This window comes from Haladaptatus sp. T7 (genome assembly GCF_026008575.1).
GTDB lineage: Archaea > Halobacteriota > Halobacteria > Halobacteriales > Haladaptataceae > Haladaptatus > Haladaptatus paucihalophilus.
Map to the genome: position 1 here is coordinate 105,140 of NZ_BROP01000005.1, position 25,778 is coordinate 130,917.

Annotated in this window: 27 protein-coding genes and 1 tRNA gene; 17 read left to right on the forward strand and 11 right to left on the reverse strand. The window is 56.9% G+C overall.

The window, feature by feature from the left end:
• Window positions 1–249: 249 nt before the first annotated feature.
• From OPC11_RS14305 to OPC11_RS14315, 3 genes are read right to left on the reverse strand one after another with little or no spacing between them, the layout of a single operon-like run.
• A complete protein-coding gene (locus OPC11_RS14305; RefSeq protein WP_264782345.1) occupies window positions 250–975 on the reverse strand; it encodes a Zn-ribbon containing protein in 726 nt (241 codons plus the stop codon).
• Complete coding sequence (locus tag OPC11_RS14310; protein WP_007982153.1) at window positions 975–1,361, reverse strand: DUF2073 domain-containing protein; 387 nt, start codon at window positions 1,359–1,361, stop codon at window positions 975–977. The genes OPC11_RS14305 and OPC11_RS14310 overlap by 1 nt, the downstream gene beginning before the upstream one ends.
• A 5-nt stretch (window positions 1,362–1,366) precedes the next feature.
• A complete protein-coding gene (locus OPC11_RS14315) occupies window positions 1,367–2,008 on the reverse strand; it encodes an Era-like GTP-binding protein (RefSeq protein WP_007982151.1) in 642 nt (213 codons plus the stop codon).
• A 1,697-nt stretch (window positions 2,009–3,705) separates the two neighbouring features.
• Between OPC11_RS14315 and OPC11_RS14320 the strand changes: the two genes are divergently transcribed.
• Window positions 3,706–5,157 (forward strand): orc1/cdc6 family replication initiation protein, encoded by a 1,452-nt coding sequence (locus tag OPC11_RS14320; protein ID WP_264782532.1) that lies wholly within the window; start codon window positions 3,706–3,708, stop codon window positions 5,155–5,157.
• Window positions 5,158–5,423: 266 nt separating this feature from the next.
• Here the strand turns inward: OPC11_RS14320 and OPC11_RS14325 are convergent, their stop codons facing one another.
• Window positions 5,424–5,666 carry a ferredoxin gene (locus OPC11_RS14325; RefSeq protein ID WP_007982143.1) on the reverse strand — a complete coding sequence of 81 codons (243 nt, stop codon included), beginning with the start codon at window positions 5,664–5,666 and terminating at the stop codon, window positions 5,424–5,426.
• A 69-nt stretch (window positions 5,667–5,735) separates the two neighbouring features.
• Complete coding sequence (locus OPC11_RS14330) at window positions 5,736–6,488, reverse strand: hypothetical protein (protein ID WP_264782346.1); 753 nt, start codon at window positions 6,486–6,488, stop codon at window positions 5,736–5,738.
• A 123-nt stretch (window positions 6,489–6,611) separates the two neighbouring features.
• On the opposite strand from OPC11_RS14330, the gene OPC11_RS14335 reads away from it, so the two are divergent.
• The 7 genes from OPC11_RS14335 to OPC11_RS14365 all read left to right on the forward strand — a co-directional run bounded on the left by OPC11_RS14335 (window position 6,612) and on the right by OPC11_RS14365 (window position 14,355).
• A complete protein-coding gene (locus OPC11_RS14335; protein ID WP_264782347.1) occupies window positions 6,612–8,870 on the forward strand; it encodes an ATP-dependent DNA helicase in 2,259 nt (752 codons plus the stop codon).
• Window positions 8,867–9,355: a KEOPS complex subunit Cgi121 gene (gene cgi121, locus OPC11_RS14340; RefSeq protein WP_007982137.1), complete on the forward strand. Its 489-nt coding sequence runs from the start codon at window positions 8,867–8,869 to the stop codon at window positions 9,353–9,355. Before OPC11_RS14335 ends, cgi121 begins: the two co-directional genes overlap by 4 nt.
• A gap of 151 nt (window positions 9,356–9,506) precedes the next feature.
• The gene (locus tag OPC11_RS14345) at window positions 9,507–9,887 is read left to right on the forward strand and encodes a hypothetical protein (RefSeq protein ID WP_007982136.1); all 381 of its coding nucleotides are present in this window, start codon (window positions 9,507–9,509) and stop codon (window positions 9,885–9,887) included.
• 430 nt (window positions 9,888–10,317) lie between these two features.
• Window positions 10,318–11,985 (forward strand): hypothetical protein, encoded by a 1,668-nt coding sequence (locus OPC11_RS14350; protein WP_264782348.1) that lies wholly within the window; start codon window positions 10,318–10,320, stop codon window positions 11,983–11,985.
• 118 nt (window positions 11,986–12,103) lie between these two features.
• Window positions 12,104–13,393, forward strand: coding sequence for a site-specific integrase (locus OPC11_RS14355; protein ID WP_264782349.1), 1,290 nt, complete (start codon window positions 12,104–12,106; stop codon window positions 13,391–13,393).
• Window positions 13,390–13,695, forward strand: a complete 306-nt coding sequence (locus tag OPC11_RS14360) for a hypothetical protein (RefSeq protein WP_264782350.1) — start codon at window positions 13,390–13,392, stop codon at window positions 13,693–13,695. The genes OPC11_RS14355 and OPC11_RS14360 overlap by 4 nt, the downstream gene beginning before the upstream one ends.
• Before the next feature lie 240 nt (window positions 13,696–13,935).
• A complete protein-coding gene (locus OPC11_RS14365) occupies window positions 13,936–14,355 on the forward strand; it encodes a hypothetical protein (protein WP_264782351.1) in 420 nt (139 codons plus the stop codon).
• A 1-nt stretch (window position 14,356) separates the two neighbouring features.
• Here the strand turns inward: OPC11_RS14365 and OPC11_RS14370 are convergent, their stop codons facing one another.
• A complete protein-coding gene (locus tag OPC11_RS14370; RefSeq protein WP_264782352.1) occupies window positions 14,357–15,262 on the reverse strand; it encodes a hypothetical protein in 906 nt (301 codons plus the stop codon).
• Window positions 15,263–15,884: 622 nt separating this feature from the next.
• Here OPC11_RS14370 and OPC11_RS14375 point away from each other — a divergent pair.
• From OPC11_RS14375 to OPC11_RS14385, 3 genes are read left to right on the forward strand one after another with little or no spacing between them, the layout of a single operon-like run.
• Window positions 15,885–16,133, forward strand: a complete 249-nt coding sequence (locus tag OPC11_RS14375; RefSeq protein ID WP_264782353.1) for a hypothetical protein — start codon at window positions 15,885–15,887, stop codon at window positions 16,131–16,133.
• A gap of 49 nt (window positions 16,134–16,182) precedes the next feature.
• Window positions 16,183–16,431, forward strand: a complete 249-nt coding sequence (locus OPC11_RS14380; RefSeq protein ID WP_007982571.1) for an AbrB/MazE/SpoVT family DNA-binding domain-containing protein — start codon at window positions 16,183–16,185, stop codon at window positions 16,429–16,431.
• Window positions 16,431–16,853: a PIN domain-containing protein gene (locus OPC11_RS14385; protein ID WP_264782354.1), complete on the forward strand. Its 423-nt coding sequence runs from the start codon at window positions 16,431–16,433 to the stop codon at window positions 16,851–16,853. The genes OPC11_RS14380 and OPC11_RS14385 overlap by 1 nt, the downstream gene beginning before the upstream one ends.
• 233 nt (window positions 16,854–17,086) lie before the next feature.
• Here OPC11_RS14385 and OPC11_RS14390 read toward each other — a convergent pair whose 3' ends face one another.
• From OPC11_RS14390 to OPC11_RS14400, 3 genes are all read right to left on the reverse strand, one after another.
• On the reverse strand, window positions 17,087–17,758 hold the full coding sequence (locus tag OPC11_RS14390; protein ID WP_264782355.1) for a hypothetical protein: 672 nt from the start codon (window positions 17,756–17,758) through the stop codon (window positions 17,087–17,089).
• A 289-nt stretch (window positions 17,759–18,047) separates the two neighbouring features.
• Window positions 18,048–18,120: transfer RNA gene (locus OPC11_RS14395), tRNA-Gln, on the reverse strand.
• 124 nt (window positions 18,121–18,244) lie between these two features.
• On the reverse strand, window positions 18,245–18,910 hold the full coding sequence (locus tag OPC11_RS14400) for a helix-turn-helix domain-containing protein (RefSeq protein ID WP_264782356.1): 666 nt from the start codon (window positions 18,908–18,910) through the stop codon (window positions 18,245–18,247).
• 127 nt (window positions 18,911–19,037) lie between these two features.
• Between OPC11_RS14400 and OPC11_RS14405 the strand changes: the two genes are divergently transcribed.
• The 3 genes from OPC11_RS14405 (at window position 19,038) to OPC11_RS14415 (ending at window position 21,527) form a co-directional block, all read left to right on the forward strand.
• A complete protein-coding gene (locus OPC11_RS14405) occupies window positions 19,038–20,204 on the forward strand; it encodes an FAD-dependent monooxygenase (RefSeq protein WP_264782357.1) in 1,167 nt (388 codons plus the stop codon).
• A gap of 62 nt (window positions 20,205–20,266) precedes the next feature.
• The gene (locus OPC11_RS14410; protein ID WP_007975960.1) at window positions 20,267–20,842 is read left to right on the forward strand and encodes an IMP cyclohydrolase; all 576 of its coding nucleotides are present in this window, start codon (window positions 20,267–20,269) and stop codon (window positions 20,840–20,842) included.
• A gap of 25 nt (window positions 20,843–20,867) precedes the next feature.
• A complete protein-coding gene (locus OPC11_RS14415; RefSeq protein ID WP_264782358.1) occupies window positions 20,868–21,527 on the forward strand; it encodes a metallophosphoesterase family protein in 660 nt (219 codons plus the stop codon).
• A gap of 938 nt (window positions 21,528–22,465) precedes the next feature.
• Here OPC11_RS14415 and mdh read toward each other — a convergent pair.
• Together mdh and OPC11_RS14425 are read right to left on the reverse strand one after the other, a co-directional pair.
• Window positions 22,466–23,383 carry a malate dehydrogenase gene (gene mdh, locus OPC11_RS14420; protein ID WP_264782359.1) on the reverse strand — a complete coding sequence of 306 codons (918 nt, stop codon included), beginning with the start codon at window positions 23,381–23,383 and terminating at the stop codon, window positions 22,466–22,468.
• A 129-nt stretch (window positions 23,384–23,512) separates the two neighbouring features.
• Complete coding sequence (locus OPC11_RS14425; RefSeq protein WP_264782360.1) at window positions 23,513–24,193, reverse strand: class I SAM-dependent methyltransferase; 681 nt, start codon at window positions 24,191–24,193, stop codon at window positions 23,513–23,515.
• Between the two features lie 77 nt (window positions 24,194–24,270).
• On the opposite strand from OPC11_RS14425, the gene OPC11_RS14430 reads away from it, so the two are divergent.
• From OPC11_RS14430 to OPC11_RS14440, 3 genes are all read left to right on the forward strand, one after another.
• A complete protein-coding gene (locus OPC11_RS14430) occupies window positions 24,271–24,711 on the forward strand; it encodes a DUF2391 family protein (protein ID WP_007975968.1) in 441 nt (146 codons plus the stop codon).
• A gap of 98 nt (window positions 24,712–24,809) precedes the next feature.
• Window positions 24,810–25,004 (forward strand): hypothetical protein, encoded by a 195-nt coding sequence (locus OPC11_RS14435; RefSeq protein ID WP_264782361.1) that lies wholly within the window; start codon window positions 24,810–24,812, stop codon window positions 25,002–25,004.
• A 182-nt stretch (window positions 25,005–25,186) separates the two neighbouring features.
• The gene (locus tag OPC11_RS14440) at window positions 25,187–25,777 is read left to right on the forward strand and encodes an ATPase involved in flagella biogenesis (RefSeq protein WP_069453153.1); all 591 of its coding nucleotides are present in this window, start codon (window positions 25,187–25,189) and stop codon (window positions 25,775–25,777) included.
• The last annotated feature ends 1 nt before the right edge of the window (window position 25,778 follow it).

Here is a 25,778-nt window from a genome sequence, read left to right on the forward strand (position 1 = left end):
GACCGTCCCGATGACGATTTTCGTCGGAGTGTTCATACCCATTCGTTCCCACTCGATTGCTTAAAATCTGCCTACTCGGGTCGAAACCCCTTCGTTTCCACTCCAGATTGACCGTTTTTCACCAGTCGGCACGTTTGGCCACCCGGTAGGTACCGACACCGGCGGCATCGAACGTCGAGATGACGAGACGGGCGAAGTCAGAACAGAGGTAGCGAAACCGAAACAAAAGCGGCAAGAACCGAAACGGAATCAGCTATCGGCCGCACCAGTCCACGAATCGGGGACCTGAATGACGTATCGACCGTTCTCACGCATGGCGATGATGTACTCGTCGCGTTCGTACAACTCCATCAGGTTGAGTTCGTACTGCCCAGGTTCGACCACCTTGATGCTCTCGAACTGGCTGTTGAGCTCCTCGCGGAGTTCGTCGAGACTCGGCTGGTCGTCTTCGGGCGGTTTGATAACCGTACCCGTTCCCTCGTTGTCCGGCCGTTCCGGAAGTTCGTCGTTCGGGACGATTTCCGAGCGAGCACTCGCCTGTGCGCGGTCCTCAGTCGATTCGGCGCTGGGTTCCACCGTCGGTTTTCGAGTCGGCTTCGACTGAGCCGACTCGTTCGCCTCTGCCCGCTCGCTCGCTTGTGGTGGTTGTTCGCGGCGGTTTGTCGGTTGGGTAGGCTTCTGCGCGGGTTCGTTACGGTCCGAGTTCGTGGATTCCGATTCCGAACGACCACGCGACCCGACCCATCCTTTGACCGTATTCGCCGCTCGACCTACCGTCCCGGACCCGCCTGCACTGTCAGCGGTCGGTGCAGCGTTCGCGCTCGCACCCGCGGATTCGGTGGCCTTCGTTTCGTCTTGAGATGAACCGGACGGTCGGAATTGAAACTTGTTACCGCCACAGTCGGGACATCCCGAAAGCATCTCCTTCGACCCGTCCGCGAACGTCCGTCCACAGTTCGTACACTCGTGGGGCATTATTTGTGGGAAATGAGGGCGCTGATGAGGTTCTCGTCCTTGTGGAGCGTCTCGATTTGGTTCGCCGGACCGATGACGGTGAGTTTCGAACCGGTGGACTCACGACCCATCAATCGACCGAGGAGACTGCTGTCGGACGTCTTCGAACGGGGATATGTTTCGATTTCGATACCACTGAACTCGTCGGGGCTGATTTCGGTCATCGTCACCTCGATGAGCTTGCTCTCCTCGTCGGGGGACAACCCTTCTTCGAGAATGACGATGTTGCCGTCACGGACACCATCGAGTATCATCCGAATTTTTTCCATGCTGGTCTTCCCAGCCATCCGTTCACCACCGATGAGGTCAACTTGAACGCCGTCGTCTGAATTTTTCACTTCCGGCATTGGAATCACCCGAAGTACTCCGCGATTTTCGTGTACACTTCATCCATGTTGTCACCCTCCAGCGCAGAGAGTGGAATCGTCTCGTGTTGCGGATACGCGTTACGAATCCGCTGGACGCTCGAATCGTCGAGATCGGTTTTGTTCGCGAGGATAAGTACCGGTAGGTCCTGACTCTCGATGATGCCGATGAGCATGGTGTTCACTTGCGTGAACGGGTCGGTCGAGCTATCGAGAACGTAGATGACGCCATCGACGTCTTCACGGAGCCAGTGCATCGCTTCCGCGACACCCTCCGTGGCCTCGCGGGAGCGGCGAACGGCGTCCTCCTTGTCCATATCGTGGTCGAGGAACTCCTCGTAATCGACTTTCGTCGTGACACCCGGCGTGTCAACGATATCGATGGTGACTTTCCGTCCGTCGCGTTCGATTTCGACGTTTTCCTTCCTACGCGCGCGGCGTGTTTCGTGTGGAACGTGGCTCTCTGGACCAACGGCGTCACCCGTCCAATCACGAGCGATGCGATTGGCGAGCGTCGTCTTCCCAGCGTTCGGGGGCCCATAGATGCCGATTCGTTTCGGCTCTTCCGACGAGAAGAGCTTGTCGGTCACACGTGCAATACTTTGCCTGAGACCAGTAAACAATCCCATCCTTTTTCCTCCCAGACCCCAGTGTCGGATAATCACTCTAGACAACCGGTTGTCGAGATGAGCCGGACGTGCGGGGCTGTTGCGCGTACAAATTTACGCCATTCACTTAAACCTATGTCAGACAACTCTTGACGCAATTCCCATGCGGCAGTGGGAAAGAAATAGCGTAAGACTAACTCGAAGAAAACGAGGAACGAACTCGAAGAAAACACGAGCCGGACTCAAAGTGAACACGAGACAGGCTCCAAGAAAACACGAGACGGACCTCAAGAAAGGAACACGAAAAGGACCGGTTCGGACCCCGGTCGATGGTCGAACTGGGAGGTACTTTCGTTGCTCCTGGTCCGTCTTTTTCTCGCCGCATCGAATTTTTGTTCAACGGCCGTGCTCGGGGAACGACTTCCACTGGAAACGAAGGGGTTGTCGGGTTACGTGGGCGAAAACGACCGGACGATTCTCACGCAACGGATGGAAAATAGAGACGTAAATGAAAGGAAAGTGAACGGTAGAGAACTACCGACACCTCGTGTTCTACGGTGTCAGTGAGCACGTGAAGAGATAACACGAGAAGGTGTTGCTCCAACGTTGGACTTGAGATGACTCGTTGGTGGAGACGGGTGGATGTGTTGTTGTTTTTACTCGTTGTGACACACCCCCACCCCTTCGTTTCGGGTGGAAACGGTGAAAGGTGGGGTGTGGGGTGTCGGTTGGAGGTAACTTACAGGACACACCCCACTCTAGAAAAGAAATGACTCTAGTTTGCGGATATTGTTGGCTAGATTGTGTAATAAAGGTTCCTGTCCTAAACTAGCCCCCCCCCCCACCACACTGTTCCCGCGTTCCACCCGAAACGAAGGGGTGGGGGGGTTCAGAGATACGTGGTAACATTCAACATGGCGTCCCTCGCCACCGACTCACCCACCGATTCACCCATCGACTTGCTCATCAGCTTGTCAATTCCGAACGGCGTCATCTCGGATAGACAACATTCCGGCGTATGGTTCCAAATGAACCTCCCTTTCTCCCCTCTGATAATTCCAACTATGGCGATAGTTTGTACGTGTTCCACCCGAAATTGGGGGGTTCGGATCATATCGTCTCGACCCGCGAATCGTCTCGGCCCCTCTTTTTCAATTCCACCCGAAATGCACGGGTTAGATCGGCTTAAACTCGAACGAAACGGACGGTTGAACCAGTCGGCCTCCGTTCCCGGTACCACCGTCTTGAATTCCCTCGCGTGCTTTCAAAATCATCTTTCGACAATTTTGACGACGGCTCTCCAACGGCTCTCGACGGAACCCCTCGAAAATCTCTCGAAAATCGATCCCTCCCAAAATCCGTGTCCAAAATTCGCGTTCAAAATTCGCGTTCAAAACCGCCACTGAATCATCAATTTTTCACAACTTCTCTTCTTTCGTTCGACCCGAAACGGTGCTCTTTCAGCGTGAAACCGGGAAAAAACCGTTTTTCGTCCATCATTCGACCGATGAGAAAGATTTTAGTACTGTGCTGTACCTCTTTTTCATCTGCATCAACTGGACGCGCTGTCGCTTCTTTGGGACGAAAATCGTGACGTTATTCCCGGTTTTCTCCCGTCTCTCTCCGCACGGCGTGCCAACTCCAGTCGAAACGAAGGGGTACCAAGCCGACGTATGTCAGACGAAAATACCGACCCGCCGAACGAACGAACCGGCCACATGAACCGTGGCTTCGAGGGCATCGATTTGGACGATGTCGTCTTGGACGACTCGGACGAGGAGGGCAATCACGGGTTGTTCGACGATCTGCTCAGCGGCGAGCCGATCTTCGAGAACAAGGAAGTGCTTCGTCCCTCGTACACGCCACACGAACTCCCCCACAGGAAGGAGCAGATCAACCGGATGGCGACCATCCTCGTCGCCGCACTGCGCGGCGAAACGCCGTCGAACATCCTCATTTACGGGAAGACGGGGACCGGGAAGACGGCGAGCGCCAAGTTCGTGAGTCAGGAACTCGAACGAACCTCGCTGAAGTACGAAGTCCCGTGCGAGGTCGAGTACATCAACTGCGAGATAACGGACACGCAGTACCGCGTGCTCGCGCAACTCGCCAACAAGTTCATCGAGAACAATTTGTCCGACATCGAAAGTCGAATCGAGGAACTGAAAGACATCCGCGAGGGCGTGACTGCCGAATCCGAACAGTTGGCGAACGTCGATTTTGCCTCCGTTCAGGAGATCGACGAGCGAATCGAGGAACTCGAAGCCGATTCGGAAGAGATAGAACCGGTTCCGATGACCGGGTGGCCGACCGACCGCGTGTACAATACCTTTTTCGAGGCCGTCGATTATCAGGAACGCGTCGTCGTCATCATGCTGGACGAAATCGACAAACTGGTCGAGAAATCCGGCGACGACACGCTCTATAACCTCTCGCGGATGAACTCCGAACTCGACAACTCGCGCGTGTCTATCATGGGCATCAGCAACGACCTGAAGTTCACCGATTTCCTCGACCCCCGCGTCAAGTCCAGTTTGGGAGAAGAGGAAATCGTCTTCCCGCCCTACGACGCGAACCAACTCCGGGACATTCTTCAGCACCGCGCCGAGGTGGCGTTCAAGGAGGACGCCCTTTCCGACGACGTGATTCCGCTGTGTGCCGCCTTCGCTGCACAGGAACACGGTGACGCTCGACGGGCGCTCGACTTGCTTCGGACGGCGGGCGAACTCGCCGAACGCGACCAAGCCGAACGCGTCGAGGAGGGCCACGTCCGAAAGGCACAGGACAAAATCGAACTCGACCGCGTGGTCGAAGTCGTCCGCACGCTCCCCACGCAATCCAAACTCGTCCTGTTTTCGACCATCTCGCTGGAGAAAAACGGCGTCCACAACATCAACACGGGCGAGGTGTACAACGTCTACAAACACCTCTGTGAGGAGATCGACGCGGATATCCTTACCCAACGCCGCGTCACCGACCTCATCAGCGAACTCGACATGCTCGGCATCGTCAACGCCGTCGTCGTCTCGAAGGGCCGCTACGGGCGCACGAAAGAGATCAGCCTCTCGGTACCCATCGAGGAGACCGAGGCAGTCCTCCAATCCGACTCACGGCTCGGCGACATCGACGATATTCAACCGTTCATGCAACAGGCGCGGTTCGACAGTTGAACAACGGATACGATTCGGTAGTTGACCATCGGACACGATTCGGTAGTTGAACAATAGCTACGGTTCGACGTCGGAATCCTTCGACTGCCCATCTGTCCCGTATCCGCCGTACGGTTTCCACTCGAAATATTCCCCCTCGTCGATTCGTCTTCCGAACAATCCGTAGTATTCTGTAATTTTTAGTGCAATACAGTGTAATTCAGTATTCTACAGTATACACTCCAGTACAATACAGTGAGTTCAGCGTAATTCCGATTTATTTCCCGTTAGACTATCTGTTCGCCGTCGTCGTCGTACACTTTAATCGCGTCCACGGGACAGACGCGGGCGGCCATCTCGGCGTCGAACTCTTCCCCTTCGGGAACTTCGCGGACGAAGATTCCCTCCTCGACCTCCTCGCCCTCCAGCAGGTCGGCCTTGCCTTCCTCGCGGTTTTCGACGAATTTCTCCCACTCCGCGGTGCACTGGAACATCCCCGTGCAGGTGTTCCGGTCGTATTCTATCTTCATAGCTACCACTCTGCCGTGTGCCCTCAAATGGATGACGGAGCGAAGTGGCCGATAACCGAACGATGAACCTCACGAAACGTACGTTCGAAGCGCCGCGACCGTCGGGCCCAGCATCGACGGGAGCGAGGACCGTTCGTCCGAATTCGGCACCCAGTCGTCCGCCGTGAGATAGTCGCCGATTTGGTGGACGACACCCGCATCTACGCCGCGATACTCGGCGACAGCCAGCAGAGCAGCTTCCGCCATGCCGAGCGAGAGGACGCCTTCGTTCGCGTAGTGTTCGATTTCGGGTTCCGTCTCGCGGTACATCGCTCCCATCGACCACGTCGGACCGCGGTGCGTGCCGATTCCGGCATCCGAAAGCGCCGATTCAAGATGGTCCGTTACCGCTGGCGTCGATGTCACCGCCTCCTCCGGTGGGAGATAGTGCTGTGAAATTCCGTCGTCGCGGACCGCTCGCGTCGGGAGAATCGCATCCGAGAGCGGGACGTCCGTCTGCAATCCGGCACAGCCACAGAGAACACAAACCACCTCCGCGCCCGCCGCAATCGCGTTCTCCGCGACGATTGCGGTGACGGTCGGTCCGATGCCGAAGTCGCCGATGAAGCCGACCTCCTCGGAGAGCAACCGGACCGTCTGATTTCGAACGTAGTTCACGCTCTCCGTCGCTCGCTCGTCCACCGCTTCGAACAGTTCGTCCTCGAAGCCGAGGATGACCGCTTTCGGCATCTCGGGAAGCGCGCCGCCGTGAGCGCCCACGGCTTCCTCCGGCGAGAACAACGCTGGAGCGTCGTATTTGTCGCCGTACTTTGGAATCGGCATACTCGAACATCACAATCGTCTGAAAAATAGCTTTCCTCGGCGGCCACCCGACAGTTTAAACGGGAAGACGCGCCAAACGAGGGTAATGACCGGAATCGCACCGCGCACGCAAGGTGAGCGTGCGTGAACGTCGCCGACTTGACGGGCTTGCCGGACGGCGTTCCCGAACACTTCCACGCGCAGGGAATCGAGGAACTCTACCCGCCTCAAGCGGAAGCGGTCGAAGCGGGAATCACCGAGGGTGAGAGCGTCGTCGCCAGCATTCCGACGGCGAGCGGAAAGACGTTCATCGCGGAACTCGCAATGCTGTCCAGCGTCGCCCGTGGTGGCAAAGCCCTCTACATCGTCCCCCTCCGGGCGCTCGCCAGCGAGAAGAAAGAGGAGTTCGAGGAGTTCGAACAGTACGGCGTCTCCATCGGCGTCTCGACCGGAAACTACGAGAGCGATGGGGATTGGCTCGCTTCGAGAGACATCATCGTCGCCACGAGCGAGAAGGTGGACTCGCTCGTCCGAAACGGCGCGAAGTGGATCGACGACCTCTCCTGTGTCGTCGCCGACGAAGTTCACCTCGTCAACGACGCGCACCGTGGTCCGACGCTCGAAGTGACGCTCGCCAAACTACGTCGCGTCAACCCGGACCTCCAGACCGTCGCGCTGTCGGCAACTGTCGGAAACGCGGGCGAGATGGCCGACTGGCTCGACGCCACGCTGGTCGATTCGACGTGGCGACCCATCGACCTCAGAAAGGGCGTTCTCTACGGACAGGCACTCCACTTCGACGACGGGACACAGCAGGAACTTGCCCGCGGAAACGAGAAGGAAACCGCGGCGCTCGTCCGCGATACGCTCGAAGACGGCGGGTCGTCGCTCGTGTTTGTCAACTCCCGCCGCAACGCGGAGGCCGCGGCGAAGCGACTCGCGGACGTGACGAAGACACACCTCACGGACGACGAACGCCGGGAACTGCTCGACATCGCCGACCAAATTCGGGACGTGAGTGACACCGAAACGAGCGACGACCTCGCGACGGCCATCGAAAAGGGAGCCGCGTTTCACCACGCGGGTCTCGCCAGTGACCATCGGTCGCTGGTGGAGGACGCCTTCCGCGACAAACTCATCAAAGTCATCAGTGCGACGCCGACGCTCGCAGCGGGCGTGAACACGCCGAGTCGGCGGGTCATCGTCCGCGACTGGCGGCGCTACGACGGCGATATCGGCGGTATGCAACCGCTCGACGTGCTCGAAGTGCACCAGATGTTCGGGCGGGCCGGACGTCCCGGTCTCGACCCGCACGGCGAGGCCGTGCTCATCGCCAAGAGCCACGACGAACTGCAGGAACTGTTCGACCAATACGTCTGGGCCGACCCGGAACCGGTCCACTCGAAACTCGCCGCCGAACCCGCGCTCCGAACGCACATCCTCGCCACCGTCGCGTCCGGGTTCGCGGGGACCGAGGAGGAACTCCTCGACTTCCTCGAACGGACGCTGTACGCGACCCAGACCGACGAAACGGGGCGACTCGAAACCGTCACCCAACACGTCCTCGATTACCTCGACCGGAACGGGTTCCTCGAACGGGACGACCGATTGCGCGCCACCGGTCTCGGCCACCGCGTCTCGCAACTCTACCTCGACCCGATGAGCGCCGCCGAAATCATCGACGGACTGCGCGATGCGGACGGGAAACCGACCGCGCTCGGACTGTACCACCTCGTCTCGCGCACGCCGGACATGTATCAACTCTACCTCCGGTCGGGCGACCGCGAACGATACACGGAGATTGCCTACGAGCGCGAACCCGAGTTCCTCGGTCACATGCCCTCGGAGTTCGAGGACAACGCGTTCGAAGACTGGCTCTCCGCGTTGAAGACCGCCCGCCTGCTCGAAGACTGGGCGAGCGAACTCGACGAAGATCGCATCACCGAACGGTACGCCATCGGCCCCGGCGACATCCGCGGGAAGGTCGAAACGGCACAGTGGTTGCTCAACGCGGCCGAACGGCTCGCAGCCGAACTCCAGCGTGACGACGCCGAGGGAATTCCGTCGGCGACCACCACGGCCGTCCGGGAAGCACGGAAACGGGTCGAGTACGGCGTCGAGGAGGAACTGCTCGACCTCGCGGGCGTTCGGAACGTCGGTCGAAAACGCGCCCGTCGGTTGTACGAAGCCGGTATCGAATCCCGGGCCGACCTCCGCGAAGCCGACAAATCCGTCGTTCTCGGTGCGCTCCGCGGCCGGAAAAAGACGGCCGAAAACATCCTCGAAAACGTCGGGCGGCAGGACCCGTCGCTCGATGACGTCGAGGCGGACGCCGAGACGGCGGCGACGAGCGCCCGAGCGACGAACGACGGGGGACAACAGAGCCTCGGTGATTTCGAATGAAACTGGTCGAAGGAACCGCAACTGTCGCCGACGTGAACGAGTTCGTGGGTCGCCTCGGCAATATCGGCGACGAGTTCGACTGTGCGATACAGGCGTTCGACGCCGACTACGTGGCCGGACGGGAGCATCTCGAATCGGCGGTGGAGCACGCGAACCGGGCGTTCGAGCGCGGCGAAAACGTCGCCCGCGACCGCGCCGTCGAAATCCTCCTGTACGCGGCGGGTCGCCGTCAGATCAATCAGGCGTTGGAGATGGGCGTCTCGGAGGGAGAACGGGATGTCGTCGTCGTCGTGGACGGCGAACGGGAGACCCCCGCGAGCGAAGCCGTCGCCGATGTTCTGACGCCCGGCGGTACGCTCGACACTCCGGACCGCGAATCGGTCTTCGAGTTCTTCTCCGTCTCGGAACGCGAACTGGCGGCGACGACCGCCGACCTCACCGATATCGTCTGTGAACGCGTCGCCTTGCTCGAAGTCGAGAAGTGAGGGATGGTGGTGCGAACCGGCGAGAGTGAGAGAGCGAGATGTGAAGAAATGGTGGTGCGCGGAGAAGACAACGGTGAGACGGCGACCGCTGCCGCTCCGTTCGATGGCCAGTATGAATTTCAGACGGCATCGTGTAACTTGGGACAGAACCATGTCCGACGAGCATCACGACGCCGAACGCGTGCAGGAAAACGCACGGAAACGACAACGTGATCGGGCGGAACGAGTCGAAGACGCGCTCGGCGATGCGGGTCGGATGCTGGGCGAGCACAAGTATCCGACGACGAGCGAGGAGTTGGCGACGGAGTACGGCGACCAGCCACTCGACTTGCCGAACGAAACCGAGACACTGGGAAGCGTCTTCGACCGTCTCGTGGACGAACGCTACGAATCTCCCGAGGAGGCTCGGGAAGCGGTGTACAACGAGATTTCCGGCAAAGCTGGCGGCACGGCCGAGTACAACGACGAGCGGGAAGTGCGCGAGTTAGACGAGGAAGAAACCGACGCCGAGTCGGAGACGAACTGGCAGTAGGCGGTCGAATCTTCCAGTTGAAATGCAGGGGGTCCGAGGGACTGGTGTCTGTAATTCGTCCGTCACGGAACGTTCGCCGTCTTTCGGTCGAAGAGAGCCGTTCGTTTTGCTACCGCGTTTATTAGGACACCGATGCCTCCGTAGCGCCATCTATTTATTGTTATTCTGCCATATGGTCGTATTCGATAACTCGGCCGTACCGAACGCTCCAGCGGTAATTATCTGGAGACGGTAAACTGGGTTGTCGAATGACAACTTCGCGCATGAACCTATAAATCGTGTATCACCACGGTCTTCAGCAATCATTTGCTATAATATTGTATTCTATATGGTAATATTAAGATTCACTCCTACGAATGGTCTCTTCTTCGGAAGAAATATTGTTTGTACACGAATGTTTATATGACATTGTGGTATTCCATAATCTGCATTGAAGAAAAGGAATTCTGCGAAGAATGTCTGCCGATCTGTCTCCTCTCATAGGGGTCGGATAGCGGAGGAGAAGCTCCTCGCAGAACTTCAACTAATCGCGAATCGGCTTGACGGAACTCCGAGTATGCGGGAAATGGAAATTCACGGAGCGTACTCGCCCAGCACGTACCAGTCCCGATTCGGTTCCTGGAACGACGCAATCTGTCAGGCCGGTCTCACCCCTAACTCCCGTACTCGACCCAAGTATTCGGACGCGGAACTCCTCTCGGATATTCAAACGCTTGCAAATTCGCTAGGTCGGACGCCGACGCGAGAGGATATGCGGGAACGTGGTACGCATTCTCCGTCAACGTATCTCGAACGGTTTGGCTCGTGGCAGACGGCGGTGAAAGAGGCCGGATTGACGCCGCGAACACGGGGTGTGAAAGTCTCCGAAGACGAATTGCTTCGAGCCCTCTCGGAGTTGGCGGAATCACTCGACCGAATCCCGACATCGACCGAAATGGCCGAACAAGGTCGGTTTTCTCCATCGACGTACCGACGTCGATTCGGTTCGTGGAACGAAGCGATAGAGAGAGCAGAGCTTTCGGAGACGTTCGACAAGTCCACCCCCCGACGGTTTTCGAATCAGGAAATGCGTGCCGAACTCCGGCGGATGGCCGGGGTTCTCGGCCGCTCACCGACATCGACCGAAATGGACGAGCTCGGTGAATATAGCGCTGCTACCTACCGGCGCCGATTTGGTTCCTGGGTAAACGCTCTCGCCGATGCCGGATTGTGTCAGGACCGTCTCAAACGGAGTGACAGCGCTAGAATCGACGAACGGACGCTTCTGGACGAATTACGCCATCTCGCTACGGAACTGGAACACTCTCCCACCGCCGAAGAAATGTGGAAACGAGGGTCTCACAGCCCGAAGACGTATCTCGATAGATACGGCACTTGGAACGCTGCGCTGGAGGCGGCGGGATTGGAAACCCGTCACTCCCGACGAGATGGAATCGAGAATCGGGAGCTGGTACTCGGATTACGACGGCTCGCGAAGATTCTCAGTCACGTTCCTCAACGAAAGGAAATGGAAGAACAGGGCCCGTTCTCCGGGATGACGTACTACAACCATTTCGGTTCGTGGCAAAACGCCGTCGACGTCGCCGGACTCGACGCCGGTACTGGACGGAACGAGCCGACGATTCGTGCCTACTGTAACGTCTGTTGTCGTGCCCTCTCCCAACCGCTCGCCCGAATCGAGGCGAACGGAAAAATCACCTGCAGTAGCGATTGTGGTGCTATCTGTGGCGAATCGACGATTCGGTTCGACACCGACGTTCTCGGTCGAACGGAATCCCGTGACGACACGTTCAGTCGATTGGCTGCACTGATAGACTCCGACACGATTTCCGTCCCGGACGTGCTATTGTACCTCCGACATTCGATAGATATCGTCCGCTCCGGATTCAATTCGGCTGTGCACGGGAATCACTACGTGACTGTAAACGGCGATTTGATCGAAATCAAATCACAAAACTCATCGAGACGATTCTTGGTGAAAACTGATACCGTCGATGAACTCGTAGACCAAATCGAAACAGTGCAGCGACGGTCGATTGCGGGCTTCGACGGGACGAATCCGACGGAAGACGACCACGCGAACGCGACAAACGGATGATATACGCTGTCCGTTCCGCGACCTGGGCGATTTCTACGAGAGTCAGAAAATTTCTGATAGTCCCACACGGATTACCGAACATACCTTTGTAATCCCCGACCGCGAGACTGTCAGATAGATGGTTGATTTCGACGAAGTACAGGGCTACGGCAGGAAGTTCGAGAACCAATTGGCGAAGCTCCGCGAGGCCTCCATTTCCGATGCAGATCGGGCCGCCATCATCGCCTTCATCCAGCACGAGGAGGCGCAGGGAAAGGTCAACACCGGCACAATGGTCAACCACATCAATCGGCTCCGCCTCGCCGCAGAACGGGCGGACACCCCGCTCACCGAGATGCAGGACAAGAGCGCCGTCGATGGATTGCTGTTTTCGCTGAAGCACGACCACGGCCTCGCGGAAGGGACGCTTCGAAACTACCGGAAAGCCCTCCGGAAGTTCTTCCGCTACCGTGATCGGGACTGGTCTGACGACATCAAAATCGGCGTCAGTCCGGAGCGAACCGTCGATCCAAACGACTTGCTCACCGACGAGGAAATCGAGGACCTGCTCGACGCCGCGAGTCACCCGCGAGACAAGGCGCTCGTCTCGCTCATCGCGGACACCGGCCTCCGAATCGGAGCTATCGCAAGCCTTCGAATCCACGACGTCGACCTGACCAACCGCGCCGGAACGGTCAGCATCAACGAAGAGGCGAACGTGAAGGGCGCAACCGGCACCGTCCCGCTCACTTGGTCGCGGGGCTACGTCGCTAACTGGCTCGACGTCCACCCCCGAAACGACGAGGAGGAAGCCGCGCTGTTCCACAAGGTTCGGTTCGTCGAGGACGGAGAGGATGGCGCGATGTCCTACCAGTACCTCGGTCGACGCATCAAATGGATCGCCGATGAAGCTGGAATCGACCGGGACCGAGTGAACACCCACAATTTCCGAAAAACGGCCATCAGCCGATGGATTCGACGTATCTTGCAGGCGCTCGAACAGCCAGTTTCGACCGCGGTATCGACCTTGACGAACGACACCTATCAGTTCGTGGCACCGGTGGTCGAGTTGTTCGCACCGTACTGGCCGATTGGGAACCGCGTGTACTCCCTGACGACGCCGGACAGTACGACGATGACCGCGACGGACGTTGGGAAGACGATGACGGAAGCAATAGCACAGGCGGCCGTCGACGGCCGTCCGACGAAGCGGGCGACAGTCCAGCGGTTGCGAGAGGCTGGCGTGTCCCCGCTGGTCCTCGTGCTCGACGCGCGGACGCCATACCCGATGGTGCTGGTCGCGGCCGACATCTTCGGCGAGGATAGCGGTGGGACGACGCTTCGGCCACACGATGCAGAACTGGGCGGTTTGGATACGACTGAGGACGTAATCTTCGGCAGTAGAACAAACGGTTTCTCGATGCAATGACTTCTGACTCTCTCAACTCGGAACGGAGCGGTACGGAATCGACGATGATCAACCCCGGAATCCCCTCGAACACGCAACTCGCCGAACGGATGGCGCGGGTCGAGGAGAAGTTAGACCACACGACGGACGTCCTCGAACGGATCGATACGTCGTTGAACGAGGAGATGGACGATATCGAGTCGCGGGTCGAGGAGATCGAGCCGTGGTCGATGCGTTTTCGTTTCCTCTATCGTGGCGGGAAATGGGTGGTGGGGCTACTCGCGGGGAGTAGTGCTGTTGGGAAAGTCTTAGGTTTGTTCTAGCCCCTATTAATTCTGTTACAGAAACTAGTTGGCATGAATTCATCATTCTGTCCTTTTATCCAAAATTGTAGGAGGATGTTGTTCAATATTCCATAACCATAATTTATTTAATATAAATATTATATAAACATAATTATTTAGTAAATTGGAACTTATAGATTAGAGTGTATTTTTAGAGTACATGGTCGAGATTAGCGATGTAGATGCGTTTATGTTCATTGAGTAGCTATTGGCATGGTAATGCCCTTCCAGCGCCGAAATTTCATGAAAACTCTTCTGCCTTTTGGAGCTACTTTTATACTTACTGGATGCTCTCAGACTACACCTAACAACGGGGTCCGTCTAACTCGTATAAGACTAGTAAGCCTAAAAGAATTTGATAACACAGATGTTAGATTGACACTGAAATATGATGGGAATGAGATCATAAATAAAGTATATACCGTAAAGCATGAAGACGGCGTAAAAGCTCAACCAACGGTAATTACAGACCTACCTAAGAAACCAGGTGATTATGAACTCACTATAGAAAATGTAGAGAACGGCAATAAATCTGCAGTAAATGTTGGAAAACTATCTCCTACGAAGTGCTCCTATGTTGATGTTCTCATTCATGACTCCAATGAAACCAGTATTTATGTTGAGAAATGTGGTGAGTGAACTATAGTTCTTCTATCTTTACAGTTGGATTTCTTGCAATGTATACTGGTTCGTCAGGGTCAAGTTCCTGATCAGATAGCATAGCTGCCCTTGATTTTGCTGCAGGAACTTTTTCGACCCCGTATTTTTTCTGCTCAGATGTAGACATATTATTTGGACTTGAATTGATATACATTGACAATCCGAAAGTTTTCACATAATTATCTATCTGATTCATATTGTTATTTTGGGAATTCCTTATTGTTGAATCAAAGTAATCCTTCCCATACTCTTCTCTTGGAGGGACTTTGTGCGTATATTCGACGTAGTGTCCAAGTGAATCGGTCTTGGCACCGCTGGGATCCCAGAAGTTCCAGTAGTTTCCGACGACATCTGCATGTGATCCAGTAGGCTTTGCAGCTTCCTTCCAATAATTGACAATCTGAGCAGCAGTAGCTATTGCTCCTACAGCTGGGCTAAAGTAGGAAATTAGTGCTGTTATGGTATTTTTGGCGGCATTACTCCAATTATTATTGTAGTTATTTGGGGATTTCACACCGAGTCCCCAATCTGCATTTCCAGAAATGGAAGTACTAACCTGTCGAGGATTATCTAATTCTTTTATTGTGAATCCTTCACCACCGGTTATAACTCCCGCTTTTTTAGACTCATCAGTGCTTGGTTTATGATCAATGGAGTATGTAGCGGCACTTGTCCTATAGACAAAATTCCACTTTCCAGCTAAGAAAGTAGAATCAACGAATTCAACGCGTGATCCTGTATCGACAATGCGCTCATCATAATAATAATGGCTTCCTAGGTCACGTGTCTGGTGTGTTGAGTGTGCTTTTGGGTCATCTGGTCCAATTGGTCTAGCTATAGAAATTCCACTTAGCCCTACCACTCCTGTTGAAATCGTTGCTCCCAATGTTCCTGTCTTCTTAAGAAATTGCCTCCTTCCTTCTGCTCTACTGGATGTATTACCTTCCGATTCTGTTTTTTTCTAGGCATACACTCTTCACTCAGGTATAGACATCTTAAATCTTACCCATTGAAAATTTGTCAGAGACGATATTTATAGTACTAATTATTTTATATGTAAACATTATAAATAAATAGATACAGCTACTTCAAGTACCAGTTATGAAAATTAGATCCTATATTTTGAAAGACAACTACTACAAAACTCGCAGGAATTATTGGACGATTATCATTTATTGGTTGCTTTCAAAACTAATAGTGGGTAAAATGTAAGAATGATGAACTTTAATCTTCTTTATTACCTATGTGGTTGTTTTTATATATGACTTAGGTTTCATCTCCAAGAGGACAATTTACGCGAGACTACTCCCTGTTTCACGTCGACGAAAATCGATTCCTCGAATTGCACATCAGAGAGCGAAGGCGATGTGCAAAATTCGTCGGTAGAGAACAGAGTGAGTCGCTGATTACATCCGTGAGAATTCCCGAATCTACTCACCCGTATATACTGACACGGTTTCAGTACCCCCAGCAGAACGTCTTTGTCACCCCGATGTGCAATATCACCTATGCGAATCAAGTCGGATGGAAAGTACGAGTACCGAAAGGATCTCTACGACCAAGCGGGAGAATTGCTCGGTGAATCGACGAGGAGCAAAGGCCTTGACGCGAGTGCGGAGTTTACCCGGCGGATGATGAAGAATCTTGAACGAGCAGCCAACCATCCCGATATGACGGCAGAACTAGCGGAGATTCTGAGTACACCACGGGTAACGCTCGAATACCGGGTCGAATCGAGGGTGCAAGTCAACGAGTGAGTCTATGGTCTGCAATAGACTTTTTGACTACGAAAGATAATCTTCTGTTATGGCAAGCAACCAAGTCACCGACGAGACCACGGTTAATGACGGTCATTCGGTGACCGTGCCGTCCCAGATTCGGGACGCACTGGACATCGAACCCGGCGATAAGCTTCGATGGCGACTCGACGATGAGGAAAACCTGACTGTCGAAGTGGTAAAGCAGCGATTTGGAGCATTCGATGACCTCGAACCGGTAGACATCGGCGAAGAGACGAATGCAGTCGAATTGGAGAAGGAGTTCGGGGCGTTCTAATGCCGGTTGTCGTCGATTCGAATATTCTCATCGGACAGCGATTAGCCCGCGACCAATACCACGAACGAGCAAACGAAATTGTCCGGGCCATCGACCACGGCGACCTTCCGGTGGCTCACGTCACGGACTACGTTCTCGGTGAAGTCTTGAACATTCTCGGACGGCGTGCAGGGCACGATGCCGCTATTGCTACGCTCGACACTCTCATCGAGAGTGCGGGGTTCGAAATCGTTCGCTCGCCAAAAGCGGATTTCACGAGCGGTCAAGCGCTCTACCGACAGTATCCGTCACTCACGTTTGTCGATGCTCTGACGACGGCCTATATGCAACGCGAGGGTATCGAGTACGTCTACAGTTTCGACGACGACTTCGATGTGGTCGAAGACATTCGACGACTCAATACCGCGAGCGACCCGTTTTGAAAATACTACTCGGGAACTGTTGAAATTCGTCGAGCGATTATAACGTTGTAAGAACGCGAGGAACGTCCAGTTATCTCTCGTTCACACCGCAGAAACACCGCAGAAACAACCGCACTCAGCAGTAATCGAGGGATGCTTATAGAGGGTGGCTAGTGGGAATATTGTGACCTGTGGTTGGTGTAGTGCGGCTCACGGGGGGTCCGCCGGGACCCCCCGTATTATGATATCCTAGTCTATCCCTCCCGGTGAGCGCGGACCCAACCACGGAGGTCGGGATGGTTCCACTCGACGCGGATGCTCTTCTCCTCGACCTTCGTCGTCGGGTCGATCTCTGGGTTAGCGAGGTGGCCGTCGACGTAGTGAACGCCCGGCACTCGTTCGTCCATCTCCTCCATCACGCGGTACCCGTCCGTGTTGTACGCACACCCGTAGTGTGTGGCTACCTCGCGGTAATTCAGATACACGACATCCTCACCCGACTCCTGTGCCTTCTCCTCCGCTCGACCGAGGACGTTCAGATACTTCTCCTGAACCGTGGCCGACTCGGGACGCTTCGTCTTGAAGTTCAGCAGTCCGGCGTTCTCCTTCGACCGCTCGATGCAGTCGTACAGCTCTCCGCCGACGTTTGCCGCCTCCGCGACAAGGTTCGGTGAAGTTGCGTCGACGCTGCTTCCGTCCTCTGATGAATATTCGCGGACGTCATTGATGATACGCGAAACAGATGCACGCACGCGTTGGTTCTGCTCTTCCTGTTCGCCGAGTTTCGCACGGAGCTGTTCGTTCTCGTCTTCGAGTTCCTCGACGCGCACTTCGAGGTGGTCGCCTCGTTCTTCCTGCGCTTCGACCTTCGCTTCAAGGTCGGCCACACGTTCCGCGAGCCGTTCGAGCAATTCCTCACCGCCCATTGCCGTCACCTCCTTTCCCAGCGAGATCTGCACCGCACTCCGAACAGCGATAGCAGCACGAGGATAGCTCTCCGCAGGTAGAACAGAGTGTTCCGGACATCACTCCTCACCTCCCTGTAATTGGTCAGGAGCAACGGTACAGCCGCACGGATGGACGCTAGCGGTACTCGGACCGCTCACTATTGTCCATCCTATCTTCTCGCCGCACCGCGGACAGGTGCGACTCATGCAGCACCACCTCCGCGAGAGAAGCCACTATGTTTCGGGAGGATTATTGTAAAATTTCTGATAGTCCCACACGGATTCGAACCGCGGTCGTTGCCCCCAGAAGGCAACAGGATTGGCCACTACCCCATGGGACTGTTATGCTTCAGCGATTCGATTCGCTGAATCTGCATTCAACGGTAGCACAGTTCCGTATTTCAGTGTTTCGAACCCGACCGACCCTTGCATCCCGGTATCACGGTCACGTATTCGGCTGTGAATCTATCCGTTCGGGGTCGAAAGCGCCGATATTAGCTCGATTTCGATGCGTTGTAACTGTTTGCTGACGGTTCCGGGGGCGACCGACAGTTCGTCGGCGATTTCCCGATGCGTCGTCTCGCGGGGAATCTCGTAGTACCCCTTCCGAACTGCCACCGCCAACACCTCCCGTTGGCGGTCGGTGAGCGTCGCAACCGGGTCGGAAATCCGCGACGAATAGTCGCCCATCCGTTCGAGTTCGATTCCGAAGTCGTCCGGAACGTCGCCGAGCGCTTCGCTCAAGGCCCGCTCCGTTCCGAGAAACGTCACTCGAACCCCGCGGCCGGTCGCGGTATCGACGAACTCGACCGGCCATTCGAGAACGATTTCGTGGTCGAAAAGCACCCCGAGCATCTCGTCCATGAGCGGGGCGGATTCGTAGTGGGTGTACGTGATCCCCTCGCTTCCGGACGGAACGTCGTAGTCTAACACCTCCGGTGTCGCCTGTAACACCGCTCGTATCCGAGCTGGCTCCCCACGAATTCGACTCAGTTCGGCGTACGTCCCGTCACGAACCGGATTGATGTAGTACGTCAACTCGATGGAAACGTCCGGTGCGCGCGCCACTGCATCGTCGAGCGGGTGAAGCTCCCCCTCGTCCCAGCGGACTGTGACCGTTGCGTACCTCATGTTTTCGTGACCTCCGTGGCGGACCGACGCCGGAGTGATAATCGATTATCGCAGGCAATCTCTAATAAATACCTGTGGCATGCTAGAGGATAGAGCAACGAATCTCCCTTTTGTACACGCAGCTACGATGACGACTACTATTCGATACGGGAACGATATGCGGATTCTCGTGGTCGGCGGCGGCATCGCCGGGTTGACGCTTGCGGGCCTGCTGGAACAGCGCGGACTCTCACCCGACGTGGTGGAGAAATCGAGCAACTACGGCGGCCTCGGCTACACCCTTAGCCTGTGGCCCGCGGGGTCGAACATCCTGAAGGGACTCGGCAAGTACGACGAACTCCTCGATAACGCGGACCAGTTCGAGGAGTACCACGTTCTCGACCACGACGGAACACACCTACACGGCTACGACATGGGCAGCCTCGCCGACGAGTACGGCGAGACGTATCTCATCTGGCGACCGAATCTCGTCGACGTGTTGCAGGAAACCATCTCCGAGGAGAATCTCCGGATGGGAACGACCGTCACCGAAATCGACCAACACTCGGACGAAGTTGACGTCACCTTCACCGACGGCACGACGGCCACCTACGACCTCGTTGTCGGCGCGGACGGCATCCACTCGAAGGTTCGGGACCTCGTGTTTGGCGAGGTGGAGTTGACGTATCACGACATGACCGGGTGGGCGTTCTGGGTGGACCCTTCGTTGGCGACGTCGGGCGAAGTGCAGGAGCACTGGGGCGCGGGACGGTTCGTCGGTCTGTACCCGACGGAGGACAAGTTGGCGTGTTTCCTCGCCGCGACCGCGCCCGAAGGAACCCCCGACCCCGTGGACGAGCGCCTCGACCGCGTTCGTGAGACGTTCGACGACATGGGTGGGTTGGTCCCGGACATCCTCGACGAGATGGACGACCCGGCGGGGATGTGGCACGACGACTTCTACGACCTGCACATGGACGAGTGGACGAAGGGCCGCGTCGTTCTCATCGGAGACGCCGGACACGCGATACTGCCGACCGGCGGTGTCGGTGCGTCGATGGCGATGGAATCGGCGGCCGTCCTCGCGGACGAACTGACCCGAACCGATTCGAAGTACCTCGAACAGGGGCTCGAACACTACGTGTCCCGTCGACGTGACCGGGTTGATATGGTGCAAAAGAAATCGCGTCGGCTCGGTTCGTTCGTCATGGTCCAAAACCACCTGCTCGCGGAACTCCGCGACAAGAGCGTCAAGTTCTACTCCCAAGAACGGATGGAGGAGTACTTCCGGGACTTCCTTTCGAGCGAAATCTGAGATGACACCGTAACCGTGCACAAACCAGCACGTATTTCAGTCCCAATTACGCATGTTTGTGTATGTACATCGGACGCTTCATCGTCGTCGGTCCAGACGTCGGCGCCTACCGAGTTTCCTCGCGGTCGTTCCCCAACCGAAAAGCGGTCGCTCACGGTGAGACCGTCACCGTCGGCCCGACCGACGACGCACCGGAGACGGACAACCCCTACATCGCGTACAACTGCGCCCGCGTCGTCGGCGACACGGCGGTCATCGGCAACGGCTCGCAAGTGGACCCCATCGCCGAGAAGATAGAACTCGGATACCCCGCGCGTGACGCCCTCGCGGAGAGTCTTCTCGCGCTCGATTACGAAAAGGACGACTACGACACGCCGCGAATCGCGGGAACCGTCGGCGAGGAATCCTACATCGGTATCGTCCGCCGCGACGCCCTGCTCGTGAAGGAGGTCACGGAACCGACGCTCGTGGCGACCTACGAGAAGGACACGCCCGAGGCCTTCGACTTCGATGCCGCGGACGCCGAAACCGCGGCGAGTGCGGCCTACGACCTTGATTTCGAACACCCCGTCTGCGGCGTCGGCGTCGCTCGAAACGACGAGAACGACTTTTCGCTCGCGGTCGAGAACGGGAATTAAGGCTTTCCCGAACGTATCGACCGACATGAAGGTCGGTATCATCTCGGACGTTCACTCGAACCGCGTCGCGCTCGATGCCGTTCTCGACGACATGCCGCCCGTCGAGGAACTCCTCTGTGCGGGCGATGTGGTCGGCTACAACCCGTGGCCGAGCGAGTGCGTCGACAGCCTCCGCGACCGCGTTTCGGCGAGCGTGATGGGAAATCACGACCGGGCGGTCGTCACCGGCACCGCCTTCCGATTCAACAGCATGGCGGCCGCGGGCGTCGAGCACGCCCGCGATGAACTCAACGACCTACAGATCGACTGGCTCTCTCACCGCCCGGATTCGCGTCTCGCGTGCGACGGTCGAGTCAGAATCGTCCACGGCCACCCCGACGACCCCGACCACTACACCTATCCCGAGGAATTTGACCCCGACCTACTGGGTGACGAGGACGTCCTCGTCATGGGTCACACACACGTCCAACACAACGAAACGTACGACGAGGGCGTCGTGATGAATCCCGGAAGCGTCGGTCAACCGCGGGATGGCGACCCTCGCGCCGCCTACGCGATTCTCGACTTCGACGATATGAGCGTCGAGGAGCGACGCGTGGAGTACGACATCGAAGCGGTACAGGAGGCGGTGCGGGAGGCGGGACTGCCGGACAAAATCGGCGCGCGATTGACGAAAGGGCGGTAACGACATCTCTTCTCATTTCGATCGTTACGGTCATCCGCACCGGTAGGATGGTGATTTATATTCTTGGAGGACATACGTTTTCATGTCTGTCGAAGGGGGACCGGTAACGCTGCTACCACATCGATTTTCCGTTGGTAGTTCCGGTTCGTCTTCGCATCTCTAACTCGGACAACTTTCATATTATAGCCGCATCTCATCGATGGCCTTCGAACCATTTGTACACTCCCCGGCAGTGAGGCGCAAACGCCGTGCATGTGCGGCGAGATCGGCAAGTTGTATTCCCGGTGTATTCTTACTGTCGCGATACGAGAACGAAATTTCGGGAGACCACGCTAGCGAATCATAGAGTCCTTCGAGAACGGTACCCGCTCGTCGCCATGTCTCCCCATCCATAACAATGTGATGAGCGGTAATATCGACAGTAGCATGCTGATTGAGACGGAGCATCGGACTTGTTACCGAAGCCAGCGCCATCAGCTGAGCGGTAGAAGACTTGTTCGCACTTTCGCCAGGATACCGTTCGGCGATTTTTCTTCCAGTATCTCCATCAGCGTCGTGGACAGTGAATGCAGCGACACTGTTGGTCTCCTACACATTCGTCGGGACAAGGGAGTCGTCCTGTTCGAATATCTTTTTCATATAAAAGAGACACGAGTCGAGATTGTTCTCTGGCAACTGTTCTCCTTTGAGCTCCCCATCCGTTCGTGCAACGTTGTTTGCGATTCTATCGCGCGTCGGTTTGAACACCTCCGTTGGTCTGTCATACTCCGTTAAGCACCAGATTCCAGCGACAGTGTAGCAGTCTCTAATCGAATGGTTTCCACTCTCATCCAGAAACACGTACGCTCTCGTCACTCATCTGTGACGATTCACTCTACTGTAATAAATGTGGAGAATTATCGGTAGTGGTAACGGAGAATAGCGGCTTTAGCGGTCCGTTACTCTATCTTCTCGTACTGCTCTGCGAGCTTGTCCGCCGCTTCGCCGAGCTGTTCGCGCTCGAACTCGGTGAGGTCCCACTCGACGACTTCTTCGACGCCGTTCGCGCCGAGTTTGACGGGGACGCCGAGCGCGACGCCTTCGTGGCCGTACTCGCCTTCGAGTTTGATGGAACCGGGGAGCACTTCGCCCGTGTCGCGGATGACGGCCTCGACCATGTGGCCGACGCCCGTCGCCGGACCCCACTGGGTCGCGCCCTTCTTCTCGATGACGTTCATCGCGCTCTCTTTGAGCTCGCCGAGGATTTCGTCCTTCTCGTCGTCCGAGAACTCGGGGTCCGCGCCGTCGATGCGGACCTTGGAGAAGACGGGGACCTGCGCGTCGCCGTGCTCGCCCATGATGGTCGCTTCGACGTTCTGGACCGGCGCGTCGAAGCGCTGGCTCAGCACGTAGCGGAACCGGGCGCTGTCGAGGCGGCCACCGAAGCCGATAACTTTCTCCCGTGCGCGGTCACCCGTCTCGTACAGGTGGCGGTTCAGGAGGTCGACTGGGTTGGACGTCGTGATCGTCACGAAGTCACCGTCGTTGTGCTCGGCGATCGAGTCCCCGATGTCCTCCATGATGGGCGCGTTGTCGCCCGCGAGGTCGATACGCGTCTGTCCCGGCTGACGCGGAATCCCGGCCGTGATGACGACGACGTCGGACCCGGCGGTGTCCTCGTAGGTCCCCTGTCGGACGACCGTGTTCGAGTCGTAGGCGGCCCCGTGGTTCACGTCCGCGGCCTGCCCGACCGTCTTGTCTTCCATGTCCGGAATGTCAACGAGAACGAGTTCGTCCGCGACATCACGCAGTGCGATGTTGTAGCCTGCGGCGGCCCCGACAGTGCCTGCCGCGCCAACTACGCTTACTTTCACCATGTCACCTAAAAGACGCCCTGCTGTTTGGTTAAATCCTCCGGTAGCGTGTGCTATTGCCCCGAATCGTCGCTTCGACTGAATCCCCCAGAATCGACAGTTTGTCGGGTCGTTCCACCCGAAACGAAGGGGTTACGGCGCGACGCCGACGGTCAGCAGGGTGCCGAACTCGCGGTAGCGTTCGACCATCGCCTCGCGCGTCTCCCAGTTATCCGTCGGAAACGCGTCTTCCGCGGGTATCTCCGTCTCGCGGTCCGGTACGTTGTCCTGTTCGGCGACGTACAACCCCGCCTCACGGAACGCGTCGCGGTACTCCTCGCGGCTCCAGCGCGTCATCTCGACCGAAATCGAGTCCTGCCACGCGTGGGAGTGGACGTTCTCCTCGTAGTAGTTCACGGCGCAGAAGAACGTGCCGCCGGGACGAAGTATCCGCCGCACCTCCCGAAGCGTCTCGTGGGGGTCGTTCGCGTAGTAGAACGCTTCCATGGTGAACACGTGGTCGATGCTGTCGTCGGCGAACGGTAGGTGGTCGAAGTCGCCGACGAGGTACGAGACGTTCGAGTCGTCGGTGTACCCCCGCGCGTTGCGCGCCATCTCGGGCGAACCGTCGAGTCCGTACACCCGTCCCGCTCCCTTCGTATCGCGCACGGCACGTCCGGCGTATCCGCTTCCGCATCCCAAATCGAGGACCGTGTCGCCGTCTTCGACCGGCATCCGGGCGAGAACGTGTTTCGCCGTGTGCCAGTGTCGCTCTTCCATTCCCTTGTCGCGGCCATCCGCCGCCCAGTCGTCGAACTCCTCGCGGACGCTCATGCACGATGGAACGGCCGTCCCCGACAAAACCCGTTCGGAACGCACAGGGCTTTATTTCTCGGCCCCTTCTCGGGGATATGGTCGGTTCGAGAAAACGATTCGCCCTCGCCGATACGGCCCAGCAGGTGCTCGGCGGCTTCCTCCTCGCTGGTCCGTTCGTCGTCACGCAGGAGGTCTGGGACATCGCGGGAAACATGTCCACCATCCACGCGCTTGCGACCGTCTGTATCGTCTTCGGAATCGGATACGGCGCGCTCTACAAGGCGGACCACGAGCGCGACCCCGACCGCGAGGCGGACGTGGCCGGTGTCCCGACCCGCTTCATCTCGTTGATGGTGGTCTCCTTCGGGTCCGTCGCCATCCTCGCTGTGGTGTTCGCCGCGCCGGAGACGTTCCTTCACGACGGTTTGTTCGACGGCCACACGTCCGGGCAGGCGCTCTTCACGACGGTCAAGGCCGTCAGCGTGGGGTCCGTGTTCAGCGTCGTCGGCGCGGCCACCGCCGACAGCGTGTTCTGACGGAATCCGTCGTTCGGAAGTAAACTCCCGCCCGAATGTGTTAGAATATTATATAAGTAACAAAAATGTTAATAATGGAGAATAGTAACGTCTCCTCGATGGCAAACTCACGACTATCGTTCGGAGCACGGCTGCGCCTCGTTATCGGCGGATTGTTGTTGTTGTTGGTTTTCGGCGCCTTCATGTCGTTCGGTCCGCTGGACTCCCTTCTGTTCGGCGGGTTGACCGCCTTCGCTGGCGTTGCGTTCGTGGTGGTTTCGTACAAGGGCCGAACTATCCAGTCGCACCTTTGAGATAGTCTTCAAACTGACTATTGACCGAACGTATCGTGGCACCAACCGGTGTTTTTGGTGACGAAACGGTCTGGTTCACCGGTTGAACAGCCACGTCTCCCTCGGACGTGTTCGGTGCTAACGCGGTGTTCCGACCCGCATTCCCGTATATTTTAAGTCGCTTCCGCTAGTTACCGGATGATATGGATTACCAACTCGATATAGAGAACACGCCAAATTCGATACCGGGCGGCACTGGCGTCCTCCTTTTACATCCGAGCACGGGAGAAACCGACCGAATCGACACCGACTTTTTGAAAACGGATACCGACCGCTTCCTCGTCATTTCGACACGGACGACGGCCCGCGAGGTAAAACAGAAACTCGACCACTACGACGTAGACGAGAACAAGGCCGACATTCTCGACACGTTGAGCATCGAACGCGGCTACTCCCGCCGAAGCACGAACGACGTTCACTACGTCTCCGCCCCTGACGACCTCGAAGGAATCCTCTCGGTCACCGAACAGTTCCTGACGAAGACCGACGGCAAACGCCGCATCAGCTTCGACTCCATCACCGAGATGGCTTACTACGCGGACGAACAGCGGGTGTACAACACCGTCGAGCAGGTGCTCGAACTGCTCGAAGAACACGATGCCGTCGGACTGTTCCACCTCTCGAAGGGGGTTCACGACGAAGTGCAGATAGAGCGATTCCTCGGTCTGTTCGACGCCGTGGTCGACTTGGACCGGGACGGCAACGTCGATACCGATTTCTCGAAACTGGACTGAA